Source organism: Arthrobacter sp. UYP6, assembly GCF_040547315.1.
GTDB lineage: Bacteria > Actinomycetota > Actinomycetes > Actinomycetales > Micrococcaceae > Arthrobacter_B.
In genome coordinates this window covers 43,893-54,340 of sequence record NZ_JBEPPM010000011.1, presented here as the reverse complement: position 1 = coordinate 54,340, position 10,448 = coordinate 43,893, and the positions used below count along the sequence as shown (strand labels likewise).

The 10,448-nt window shown below is 64.5% G+C and carries 12 protein-coding genes and 1 tRNA gene; 7 read left to right on the top strand and 6 right to left on the bottom strand.

Annotated features, from left to right (window positions below; all coding sequences use genetic code 11):
- Positions 1-8 precede the first annotated feature (8 nt).
- Together ptsP and ABIB35_RS10815 are read left to right on the top strand one after the other, a co-directional pair.
- Positions 9-1,721, top strand: a complete 1,713-nt coding sequence (gene ptsP / locus ABIB35_RS10820) for a phosphoenolpyruvate--protein phosphotransferase (RefSeq protein WP_354181258.1) — start codon at positions 9-11, stop codon at positions 1,719-1,721.
- Positions 1,722-1,774: 53 nt separating this feature from the next.
- Complete coding sequence (locus ABIB35_RS10815) at positions 1,775-2,053, top strand: HPr family phosphocarrier protein (protein ID WP_354181256.1); 279 nt, start codon at positions 1,775-1,777, stop codon at positions 2,051-2,053.
- A gap of 226 nt (positions 2,054-2,279) precedes the next feature.
- Here ABIB35_RS10815 and ABIB35_RS10810 read toward each other — a convergent pair whose 3' ends face one another.
- From ABIB35_RS10810 to ABIB35_RS10795, 4 genes are all read right to left on the bottom strand, one after another.
- Positions 2,280-3,014, bottom strand: coding sequence for a hypothetical protein (locus tag ABIB35_RS10810; RefSeq protein WP_354181254.1), 735 nt, complete (start codon positions 3,012-3,014; stop codon positions 2,280-2,282).
- The gene (locus tag ABIB35_RS10805; protein WP_354181252.1) at positions 3,011-3,703 is read right to left on the bottom strand and encodes a hypothetical protein; all 693 of its coding nucleotides are present in this window, start codon (positions 3,701-3,703) and stop codon (positions 3,011-3,013) included. The genes ABIB35_RS10810 and ABIB35_RS10805 overlap by 4 nt, the downstream gene beginning before the upstream one ends.
- Before the next feature lie 196 nt (positions 3,704-3,899).
- On the bottom strand, positions 3,900-4,214 hold the full coding sequence (locus tag ABIB35_RS10800; protein ID WP_354181250.1) for a GNAT family N-acetyltransferase: 315 nt from the start codon (positions 4,212-4,214) through the stop codon (positions 3,900-3,902).
- Between the two features lie 90 nt (positions 4,215-4,304).
- Entirely contained in the window at positions 4,305-4,901 is a 597-nt protein-coding gene (locus ABIB35_RS10795) for a hypothetical protein (RefSeq protein WP_354181248.1), read from the bottom strand.
- A 310-nt stretch (positions 4,902-5,211) separates the two neighbouring features.
- Between ABIB35_RS10795 and ABIB35_RS10790 the strand changes: the two genes are divergently transcribed.
- On the top strand, positions 5,212-6,297 hold the full coding sequence (locus ABIB35_RS10790; protein ID WP_354181246.1) for an iron-containing redox enzyme family protein: 1,086 nt from the start codon (positions 5,212-5,214) through the stop codon (positions 6,295-6,297).
- A gap of 50 nt (positions 6,298-6,347) precedes the next feature.
- Entirely contained in the window at positions 6,348-6,665 is a 318-nt protein-coding gene (locus ABIB35_RS10785; protein WP_502915772.1) for a CDGSH iron-sulfur domain-containing protein, read from the top strand.
- Positions 6,666-6,756: 91 nt separating this feature from the next.
- Here ABIB35_RS10785 and ABIB35_RS10780 read toward each other — a convergent pair.
- Positions 6,757-6,832 (bottom strand) — tRNA-Lys (locus ABIB35_RS10780).
- A 216-nt stretch (positions 6,833-7,048) separates the two neighbouring features.
- On the opposite strand from ABIB35_RS10780, the gene ABIB35_RS10775 reads away from it, so the two are divergent.
- The 3 genes from ABIB35_RS10775 to ABIB35_RS10765 all read left to right on the top strand — a co-directional run bounded on the left by ABIB35_RS10775 (position 7,049) and on the right by ABIB35_RS10765 (position 9,555).
- A complete protein-coding gene (locus tag ABIB35_RS10775; RefSeq protein WP_354181245.1) occupies positions 7,049-7,693 on the top strand; it encodes a hypothetical protein in 645 nt (214 codons plus the stop codon).
- Between the two features lie 230 nt (positions 7,694-7,923).
- Complete coding sequence (locus ABIB35_RS10770; protein WP_354181244.1) at positions 7,924-8,541, top strand: DUF47 domain-containing protein; 618 nt, start codon at positions 7,924-7,926, stop codon at positions 8,539-8,541.
- Entirely contained in the window at positions 8,542-9,555 is a 1,014-nt protein-coding gene (locus ABIB35_RS10765; RefSeq protein WP_354181242.1) for an inorganic phosphate transporter, read from the top strand.
- 49 nt (positions 9,556-9,604) lie between these two features.
- Here ABIB35_RS10765 and pstB read toward each other — a convergent pair whose 3' ends face one another.
- Positions 9,605-10,384 carry a phosphate ABC transporter ATP-binding protein PstB gene (pstB, locus tag ABIB35_RS10760; protein ID WP_354181240.1) on the bottom strand — a complete coding sequence of 260 codons (780 nt, stop codon included), beginning with the start codon at positions 10,382-10,384 and terminating at the stop codon, positions 9,605-9,607.
- Between the last annotated feature and the right edge of the window lie 64 nt (positions 10,385-10,448).

The window sequence follows — 10,448 nt, the reverse complement described above, 5'->3', positions numbered from 1 at the left end:
GCCTACTGATGCGGACCATCAAGGGAATCGGAGTCAGCGCCGGGCGGGTACTTGGCCCCTCACTGCGGATGCCGCCCCCGGTGCCCGAGCCCGCCGCTGACGCCAGATTTAACGCGGACAGCACAGTGGATGGCGAGAAGGCCCGCCTGAAGGACGCCGCGGAAGAAGTCCGGGCGGATCTGCGCCATCGGGCGGAGACGTCCAGCGGAGACGCTAAGGCTGTACTGGATGCCACCGCCATGATGGCCACCGATCCGATGCTGCTTAAAGCTGCCGGCAAGCACATCAATGCCGGCATGGCGGCGGACCGGGCCGTCTGGGAGGCCGGGCTGGAGGTGGCCGCCATGCTGCAGAGCCTGGGCGGCTATATGGCCGAGCGTACCCAGGACGTTCTGGATGTCCGCGCGCGCATCGTGGCCCAGCTGGACGGGCTGCCTGCGCCGGGAATCCCGGCTTCCGATGTTCCGTTCATTCTGACCGCAGAGGAGCTTGCCCCGGCGGACACCGCCACGCTTGACCCCGCCAAAGTGATTGGCCTGGTCACTTCAGGCGGCGGGCCACAGTCCCACACAGCGATTTTGGCCCGCTCCCTGGGCCTTCCCGCCGTGGTGGGTGCCGTGGGCGCCGATTCCATCGCCGAAGGTGCCGATCTGTATCTCGACGGCGCAACGGGCACCGTGGTGGTGGACCCCGGAGCGGCTGAACGGGAAGCTGCGCAAAAGTACGCCTCACGAGTATCCCTGCCACCCTTCAGCGGCACCGGCACGACGTCGGACGGGTACCGCGTTCCGCTGCTCGCCAATGTGGGTTCCGGCAAGGATGCCCAGGCCGCCGCGGCGGCCGGAGCCGAAGGCGTTGGGCTGCTGCGCACCGAGTTCTGCTTTCTGGGCCGTGACTCCGAGCCCGGCCTGGAGGAGCAGGTCGCGGCGTACGGGGCGGTCTTTGAGGCCTTCCCCGGGCGGAAAGTGGTGGTCCGTACATTGGATGCCGGAGCGGACAAGCCGTTGCCGTTCCTCACGGACGCCTCGGAGCCCAATCCTGCCCTCGGCGTCCGGGGCTACCGCACAGATCGTTCCTCCCCCGGCGTGCTCGGCCGCCAGCTGGAAGCGATCGCCGCCGCCGCCGGCGCTCACGAGGCCGATGTATGGGTCATGGCTCCCATGATTTCCACAGCCGAGGAAGCCGCAGATTTCGCGGTCAAATGCACCGGCGTCGGACTGGCCATCCCCGGCGTAATGATCGAAGTTCCCGCCGCCGCGATCATGGCCCAGGCTGTCCTGTCCAAGGTTCGCTTCGCGTCCCTGGGAACCAACGACCTCACGCAGTACACCATGGCCGCAGACCGGCAGCTGGGAACCCTGGCCACCCTGAACGATCCCTGGCAGCCCGCTGTCCTGCAGCTGATCAAGCGCACTGTCGACGGTGCACGGGCCGCCGAAGCGGCTGCGGAGCCGGACCCGTCGGCGGCAGCGGCCAAGAATGTGGGGGTCTGCGGGGAGGCAGCCGCGGATCCGGCCCTTGCTGTGGTGCTTGCCGGGATGGGCGTCAACACCTTGTCCATGACGCCGCGGGCCCTGACTTCCGTGGGAGCGGTGCTGGCCACTGTTTCCCTCGCCCAGGCGCAGGATCTGGCCTCGCTCGCCCTGGATGCTAGCACCGCAGCGGAAGCCCGGACGTCAGTTCGCAGCCGGCTGCCCATTCTCGAGGAGCTGGCCCTGTGAGCCGTTTCCCGCTCCCGTCCCTAACCTGAGAACAACCGGAAGGAAACAACACCATGCCAGAACGCAAAGCGACCATCGCCAGCCGGGTGGGACTGCACGCGCGCCCTGCCTCCATCTTCGCCGAGGCGGCAGCAGCCCAGCCCGTTGACGTCACCATCGCCATGGAGGGCGAGCCCGCCGACGAGGCGATGGATGCCGCCAGCATGCTGTCGCTGATGAGCCTGGGCGCCTCCAACGGAGACGTTGTGGTGTTGCGGGCCGAGGGCGACGGCGCCGACGACGCCCTCGACGCCCTGGTCAAAATTCTGGAAACGGATCTCGACGCGCAATAGCCGCCGCTCCGTCCGGGGTATGAAGCGGGGGCCTGCCCTTTCGGGGTGAGGCTCCCGCTGTGTTTATCCGGGACCATTTCAGGAGAGTCCGGACACAGCGAAGCCAGCGGAGTTAATCCGCTGGCTTCGGTCGTAACCTCACGCTGACCCCCCACAGGCAGCGGATGTTACATAATCATTATTCTGACACAGGATGATGAAATTGTGAACGAGCGTTGCCAATTCTTTATCTGGCACCGTTGACCTGCGCCAGCGAACCCGTTTGCGGCACCCTTTTTGCCACGCGCTGCGAGTTCCAAATAAGCGCCAGTCCGATTGATATGACGATGACCGCGGTATAGGGAAGCACACGGTCCAAGACCACCAGCTGCATATCCCACAAAGACAGGATCAGCAGCGAATGGACAACAGTGAGGACACCGCCCAGCGACATCAGTCCGGCGCTGATGCGGATATCCTTACGCCGTCGCCGGTCAGCTGAACAGAGGGCCAGCGCCGGGACCAGACAGGCGGCCACGTAGGCCTGATAAAGCCTCGACGTATCACCGTAGGCATTCACCGTGCCCTGGTCCCAATACGCCGCAAGAGCAGGCGACGACTCCGGCAGGTCACTGACAAAGAAGAGTACTGCCACGGCAGCCGCGGCCAGGCCCAGTACCGTGAGTCCCGACTGCCCGGCAATGAGCCGCTGCACCCTGGGAGCGTTGAAGGCCGCAGCAACCTTTGCACCCAAGATCACAACAGTGGCAAAACTGCAGTATCTAATGAGTAGGTTCGCAATATTCACGCCGCCGAGCACGGAATCCACCGCAAGGTAAAAAGGAGGAATGCTCAGCGCCATAACCACGGCCAGGATAATCAGTGCACAGAAAAGTCCCCTGTTCTCGCCGCGGATGGCGCCGGGCAGCCGCAGCAGACCGAAAAAAACAGTGACTCCAAAAGCAATCCACTGCAACGTCATCCCAATTGCTCCAATAGCGCTGAGTTGTTTTTTTCATCGGTTTCGAGCTTTTTAAGTACCTTACCCAGCGTATCCAGCCGGTCTCTTGCTAGAAGCACCAGGTCAGCGTCGGAAAGCTCTGCGAGTGCCCGCTCACGTCCTCCCAACGGCCATCCGCATTCATCCGGAGTCAGCAGTCCCGTGGCCACGAGTCCGCTGGTCAACGAGACCCCGGCCAGCCGGGCCGCTTCAACTGCCAGGTCGGTGGCAAGCCGTCCGGCGGTGAGCTGCGCGGAAAGGTTTTGTGGCGCAACCCCGCTCTTGGCACTGAGCCGCTGCCGCAAGTCTCCCTGATCGACGGCCTCAAACCAGGCCCGCACGGAGTTGCGGTGCGGAAAGGGGCACAGGGCCGGCAGGTCTGCGGGTGCGGGATATGGATCCAGGCTCCGCGCCACCAGGAGCTGCAGGATGCAGACATAGGAAACCTGGCTGATCAGCTCACAGTCGGAGGGCGGACGGGAACCGGCCTGCAGATCGCGGTACCCGTCGAAGTAGGAAAGCGCTGCCACCGGGTCCTGGTCGCAGGCTCTGGCCACGCGGACAACGGTGCTTTCAGACACCTTTCCGCGGACCAGCTGCTGTGCGAGGGTTGAACGCTTGATACCGGCCATGCGGCAAAGATCCGCCGTGGACTCGCGGGGGGCCATCATGGAGCGCCAGCTTTGAAAAGCTTTGGCCGACACGGCCACAGGCACACCCCCAATTGGTTTCTCCGAACGGTTGCAACTATACTATTTTCACTGGCTCCCCCTTCTGCGTTCCCCCCATATGCAGAGCGGGGAGTCAGCTTCAATTAAGGCGCAGGCTCCTTTAGCCAGCTGCCTGCCCGGGTTTCCCGCGGGCCGATCACCGCGCCTCCTGCGGCCACGAGACATGATGACTCAACTCCCGATGCTTGCCCAGGTAGGCAGCCGCGTAAGAGCAATACGGTTTGATCCGCCGCCCGGAGGCAATGATGTCTTCCGCCGCAAACTTCACCAGCATGGAGGAATACCCCTGGTGTCGGAACTGCCCCCGAACCACCGTGTGGGTCAGGGCAACAGAGTCTGGTTCTTCCTCATATTCAGCGGTGCCCGCCAACTCACCCCCCACCCAAAGCTCGTAGCGGTTGTGGTCATGGTTATGGGAGACCTCAACGTCATCCCTGGTTCGCCCGTTCATGCCCCTGAGCCTGACACCGAAGCGGCAATTCGTCCAGACCATCCTGGCTGGCGCCGGACTGCGCCCTTTCGGATGAATTTCCGTCTCGGGCTAGGCCGCCCGGCCGCCTCCTGCCGAGGCCTCTGCGCGTTCCCAAGCCTTCTCTAAGCCCTCGACGGCGGCCCCGTACTCCCTGATCCGCTGCTCATCCAGCGCTTCCGGGAGCTCCTCCGCCGGTCGTAGTACTGCAGCGGCCTTCATGGCGCGCATGAGGGTCTTGGTTTCGGGTTTTGAGGTGTCACCCAAGCCTGGCTTCTCCAAGGCCTTCCACGCGTCCAGCTCATACGAACTCCAGCTCAGCAGCACCGCGTCGTGCCGGTGTTCGATTTCCGCGATCCGGGCCCGCCGCGCCGCCTGCCGGCGGGCCTGGATGCGCCGCCGGTGGCGCATCCGCAGCCATCCCCCGGCACCCGCGGTTCCAGCCACGGCAGCCAGCCCAACCCACGGCCCGCTTCCGGGGCTGCCGGCAACAGCCCAGACGATGGCCAGCAGGACAGTCAGCAGCCCCGTCAAGGCAATCCAAAACAGGTTTTCGCCGTCGCCGCGACGCAGGGCCGCATCAACCCTGGCAGCAGTGACAGCCATTGCGGTGGCCAGCAACAGCAGGGCAGGAATGAGTACTGGTGCTCCTGTATCCTCCAGCGGCATGAGCGTCCCTCTTTCGAAATGCTTTACTTGTCGCGTCCTCCCATCTCACGCGCAATGGACAAAAAGGTCAATGTCCGCGGGACGGTCCGCCCTGCCCGTCACCCGCCCGGACAAAATGCCGCCCCACCCTGCCCCGGCTCATCGCGGATTACGGACGGAGTGCCCGCGTGTACTGAACCGGACGAAAATACCAAGTATGCTGATGTCCTGGATTTACTGTCCCGACTTGCCGTCACGACCGGCCGCCCCGCCTCTCTGGCCCGCCCAGAGCTACTGCCCGGCCCCCTCCACCGGAGTACAAAGGATAAGAATGAAAATCCCCGCACCGCGCGGACCACTCAGCGCCGCCCTCTTTGACCTGTTGTCCGCCCCGGCAGCTCCGACTGCTCCGGCGCTTGCCGAGCTCTCCGAATCTGTGCGCCTCGCAGCCGGCGCCACTGCGGACATTCTTCGTGACGAAGACCTGCAGCTGACACTTTTCTGTCTCTACGAACTGCACTACAGCGGACTGGCCACGGTGCCGGACGCCCTGGAATGGAATCCCGGCCTGGTGGCGCTGCGACTGGATCTGGAAGCTGTTTTTGAGGCGGCCCTGCGCCGCATCGTTGCCGTTCCCGCGCTGCCGGAACCCACCTCTGAGGCGGTTGCCGCGGAGCTGTTCCGGATGGCCGCCGACGACGACGGGCCCAGCGTCTCGCGCTACGTCGCCTCCAAGGCAACCCGCGAACAGCTGCAGGAGTTCCTGGTCCTGCGCTCGGTCTATCAATTGAAGGAAGCCGATCCCCACAGCTGGGCCATTCCCCGGCTGCCGGTGGGCCGGGCCAAGGCAGCCCTGATTGAAATCCAGGCCGACGAGTACGGCGGCGGGCGCCCCGAACGGATGCACTCCCACCTCTTTGCGGTCACCATGAAAGGCCTGGACCTGGAAACCGAGTACGGCTGGTACCTGGACTTTGTGCCTGCGCTGACCCTGGCCTCCTCCAATGCCATGTCCCTGTTCGGCTTGAATAGACGGCTGCGCGGTGCCATTGCCGGGCATCTGGCTGCCTTTGAAATGACCTCGTCCATTCCCAATTCCTTTTATGCGCGGGGTTTCCGGCGGCTGGGCTTTGGTGATGATGTGACGTACTACTTTGACGAACATGTGGAGGCAGACGCCGTCCATGAGCAGATTGCCGCGCGGGATCTGGCCGGGGGGCTCGCCGAATCGGATCCGGCGCTGCTGGCTGACGTGTTATTCGGTGCTGCAACGGTATTCACGCTGGATGCCCTGATGGGTGAGGACCAGCTTTCCGCCTGGCAGCAGGACCGCTCCGCCCTCCGGGAACCGGCTTCAACAGGGGCCGCAGCCGGTGCACTGGACGGTATGGCCCTGTCCGCCGGGGTAACTCCGTGACTTCCGGTGCCGACGCCCGGTGCCCCGGGTGCCCGGCGTCGGGTGCGGCCGTGGAATCAGTGGAAGAAGAATCAGCGGAGACGGCAGCCCCGACCACGACGGAACGGCCGGCGGCGGCGTCCGTGGTGGCCTGCCCCGATGGTCCCCTGCTGGTGCGCGGGGACTTTGAGCTGGTCACCCCGGACGGTGTTCCCATCCCCCGTGACCGGGGCACGGTGGCCCTGTGCAGGTGCGGCGGATCTGCCATCAAGCCCTATTGCGACGGAACGCACAAGCTGATGAAGTTTGACACCACCCGGCGTAGGCCGGTGCCACCCGCCGTCGTCGAACGCGGCCAGGAAGCAAACACCGGCGGCGGCCCCGCCTAAAGCGTCACGGAAAAGAAAAAGCACCCCGGTCCGAAGACCGGGGTGCTGCCGACGTCCCGGCTCACCGCAAACGGCGAGCCGGCCCATCTTCTGGTGGGCCCTGTGGGGCTCGAACCCACGACCCACGGATTAAAAGTCCGATGCTCTACCAACTGAGCTAAAGGCCCCCCGCCGTATCGGGACGGCAATTCCTGCCGGGTTTCCCCTGCAATCGAAGCCGTCGACGAATCGACTTCTCCACTTTATCGCACAGGGGACACATCTCACGAAACAAAGGACCCCTGTCTTTCCTATTTGTTCACAGCGCACCACTCGTGATGCCCGCACACCGGCCCCGGCGGTCCTCCTCGACGCCCCTTCCTGCAGCGGAGTATTCTCGGATTATGAGTGAGTCCAATGAAATGCCGGCACGGCATCACAAGCCCAAGCTGTACGCTCCGCTGGACTTCGCCAACTTCCCCGGAGGCGCGGATCCGGCCCGAGTATCCGAAGCAGCCCATCTGGCTGCCCAGGCTCTGGTCCACCACGGCCGGGAAAGTTCCGATCCGGAGATCACCCGCCGTCTGGTGAAACTCGCGGACCGGCAGGGCCTGGAATCTATTGCGGAAATGTGGGCGGAGAGCCCCGCCCGTTCGCTTCCCGGGGCCCTGTGGCGCCTCTATGCCCTCCGTGCCGCCACGCAGCAAAACCCTGAGCGCGTTGCTGCCTACTACGCGGCCGGCAAGGACGTTGCGCAGGTATCCAAGGTGGTGGCGGGGGTGGCTGAACCGCTGGGCGCTGATGAAGTCAAAGTCATGGCGGATACCATCCTCTCCGGAGCCTTTGAAGGAGAGTTTGACGTAGCCCTGGAGCGCTTCGCGGCGTTCTGCCGGGTGGTGGCTCTGGGCCAGACCCACCACGCGGACGCGCTGGAAGCCAGCAGTACCGAAAAAGCGACCCAACTGACCCGCAACGCGCGCCAATTGGTGCGGACGGCCGAGGATCTGGAGCATTCAGCCGCCGCGTGGCGCCGGGGAGAGCTGGATTAGACGCCCTTCGGAGCTCATGTTGACATCCTCGGCGAAGCGTAGAAAACTGAAATTGGTGTCGGACTGCGGAACCCCCGGGCTTCAACTTAGAGCCGCTTCGAGCGGCCTTCCGCCGAGAGGCGCTCCCGGTCCGGCACCGCTTTTGGATCTTTCCGTGCAGCCTATAATCTTAGGCTCGTGACCTACTTCGTGCAGGGCCCCCACTCCACCGTGCAGTTCCGGGTTCTCCCGTGAAGCTGCGGCTTTTCCCCCAGGAGAATGCGGGGCTTGAGCTTCTTTCCAGAATGGGACACGTCCTGGTCCGCGGTTCGGGCACGCTCTCCGAAGTTTTAGGCGCCGAACCGGACGAATATGAACGCCTCGCGGAGCAGATGCACCAGCTGGAGGCAGAGTCCACTGATCTGCATTTTGCGCTCATGACGCAGATGAGGTCCAGCTTCATCAATCCACTCCCGCGCGAGGACCTGTACGGGCTGTCCCAAACCCTGATGGCAGCAATGGAAACCCTGGACGCCGCAGCGGAGGTCATCTCGCTGTACCGCCTGACGGGCATCTCCGGGCGCGCCGCGGAACAGCTTGAGGTCATTGGACGGCAGGCCGAACTGACGGTAGGCGCCATGCGCCGCCTCGCCTCGCTGGAAGACCTCGATGATTACTGGATAGAAATGCTCCGGCTCGCCAAGCGGGCAGAGCGAACCCACCGGATCTGGGTGTCCGAACTCCTGCGCGACCACAAACCCCTCACTTATGCACGGCACCGGGACCTCGCCGACCAGCTGGCTGCCACCACCACGGCGCTGCGCCGGTGTGCCACTGCTGTGGGCGGCATCCTGGTCCGGGAATCCTAGGTGGAGCCGTTCCTGCTGGCCGGCGTCGTGCTTTTCGCCGGGGCGTACGCCTTTATCAACGGCTTCCACGACGTCTCGAACTCGGTGGCCACCTCGGTGCGCACCCGGGCGCTGACGCCAACGGCCGCCGTCGTCCTCGCCTCCGTTTTCAACCTGACCGGAGCCCTGCTGAGCACGGCTCTGGCCCTGGTGCTGGCTGACCGGTTCATTCAGCTGCCGGAAGGCACCCCGGGGCTCGGCATTCTGATTGCCGGCCTGCTGGCCGCGTGCGGGTGGGGGCTGTGGACCTGGTGGCGCCGGATGCCTTCCTCCTCCACCCACGCGCTTGTGGGCGGAATCGTGGGCTCGGGTGCCGCGTCTACCCTGGTGGGCGGGCCCAATATCGCCGAGTCGTATCAGGTGCTGCTGCAGCAGATTGTCCTGCCGCTGCTGCTCTCACCCGTTGTCGCCTTTGTGCTGGCCTATTTGCTGGTCTTTCCCACCACCTGGCTCATGCGCTACAGCGCTCCCCGGCGCGGCGACGCAGGAAATCGGATAGCCCAATCCGTGTTCACGGCAGCGTTTTCGCTGGGCCACGGAATGCAGGACGGCCAGCGCACCATGGCGGTCATAGTGCTGGCGTTGGCGGCCGCCGGATATTCCGCGGATGCTGCCGGCATTCCGCTCTGGGTCCAGCTCTTTTCCGGCACTGCGCTGGCCGTTGGAAGCCTGTTCGGCGGGTGGCGGATCAGCCACACACTTGGCAGCCGGCTGGTGCGCATCGATCCGCTGCGCGGGATGAGCGCCACGGCGGTCAGTTCCTCGATGCTTTTCATGGGAGCCCTCTGGCTGCAGATCCCGCTTTCCAGCACGCAGACCATGACCTCGGCCATTGTGGGTGCGGGCGCCAACCAGCGCTTTTCCACCGTCCGGTTCATTCCGCTGCGGGAAATCCTGGTCACCTGGCTAACCACGGCGCCGGTGACCGCCCTGCTGGGCGGCATCCTCTTCCTGGCGATCAGCCCGCTGCTCTGACCTGCCGGTCCTACCCGGACCTATTGCCCGGACCTTTTATCCGGCGCGGCTACCCGAAGCGGCCGGAGACGTAATCCTCGGTGGCCTTCTGGGACGGGTTGCTGAAGATGACCGGGGTGTCCGCGTACTCGATCAGCTTTCCGGGCTTGCCGGTCCCGGCAATGTTGAAGAATGCCGTCTTATCCGACACCCGTGCCGCCTGCTGCATGTTGTGCGTCACGATCACCACCGTGTAGTCGCTTTTGAGTTCTTCAATAAGGTCCTCAATGGCAAGGGTGGAGATGGGGTCCAGTGCGGAGCAGGGCTCGTCCATGAGGATCACTTCGGGAGAGACCGCAATGGCCCTGGCGATGCACAGGCGCTGCTGCTGGCCGCCGGAAAGACCGGAGCCGGGCTTGTCCAGGCGGTCCCGGACTTCCTTCCACAGATTGGCACCGGTCAGAGATTTCTCCACCAGGTCATCGGCGTCGGACTTGGAGATGCGCTTGTTGTTCAGCTTCACGCCGGCCAGCACGTTGTCCCGGATGGACATGGTGGGGAACGGGTTGGGGCGCTGGAACACCATGCCGATGTGGCTGCGCACGGTGACGGGGTCCACGCCGGGACCGTAGAGGTTCTCGCCGTCCAGCAGCACTTCGCCTTCCACGCGGGCACCGGGCAGGACTTCATGCATCCGGTTCAGCGTCCGCAGGAACGTGGACTTTCCGCAGCCCGACGGTCCGATGAACGCCGTGACGGAGCGTGCCTCAATGTTGATGTTGACGTTCTCAACGGCCAGGAAGTCGCCGTAGTAGACGTTGAGGTCCTTGACGTCGATTCGCTTGGACATGTGTTTCCTTTTGTTTGGAGGTTTGGGGGCGCTGCGGTCGCGTGGACCGGCAGCGGAGGGGCGA

What these genes read in the sequence shown, in the direction of transcription:
- ptsP (WP_354181258.1), top strand. Translation starts at nt 9, where the DNA reads ATGCGGACCATCAAGGGAATCGGAGTCAGCGCCGGGCGGGTACTTGGC.
- ABIB35_RS10815 (WP_354181256.1), top strand. Translation starts at nt 1,775, where the DNA reads ATGCCAGAACGCAAAGCGACCATCGCCAGCCGGGTGGGACTGCACGCG.
- ABIB35_RS10810 (WP_354181254.1), bottom strand. Translation starts at nt 3,014, where the DNA reads ATGACGTTGCAGTGGATTGCTTTTGGAGTCACTGTTTTTTTCGGTCTG.
- ABIB35_RS10805 (WP_354181252.1), bottom strand. Translation starts at nt 3,703, where the DNA reads ATGATGGCCCCCCGCGAGTCCACGGCGGATCTTTGCCGCATGGCCGGT.
- ABIB35_RS10800 (WP_354181250.1), bottom strand. Translation starts at nt 4,214, where the DNA reads ATGAACGGGCGAACCAGGGATGACGTTGAGGTCTCCCATAACCATGAC.
- ABIB35_RS10795 (WP_354181248.1), bottom strand. Translation starts at nt 4,901, where the DNA reads ATGCCGCTGGAGGATACAGGAGCACCAGTACTCATTCCTGCCCTGCTG.
- ABIB35_RS10790 (WP_354181246.1), top strand. Translation starts at nt 5,212, where the DNA reads ATGAAAATCCCCGCACCGCGCGGACCACTCAGCGCCGCCCTCTTTGAC.
- ABIB35_RS10775 (WP_354181245.1), top strand. Translation starts at nt 7,049, where the DNA reads ATGAGTGAGTCCAATGAAATGCCGGCACGGCATCACAAGCCCAAGCTG.
- pstB (WP_354181240.1), bottom strand. Translation starts at nt 10,384, where the DNA reads ATGTCCAAGCGAATCGACGTCAAGGACCTCAACGTCTACTACGGCGAC.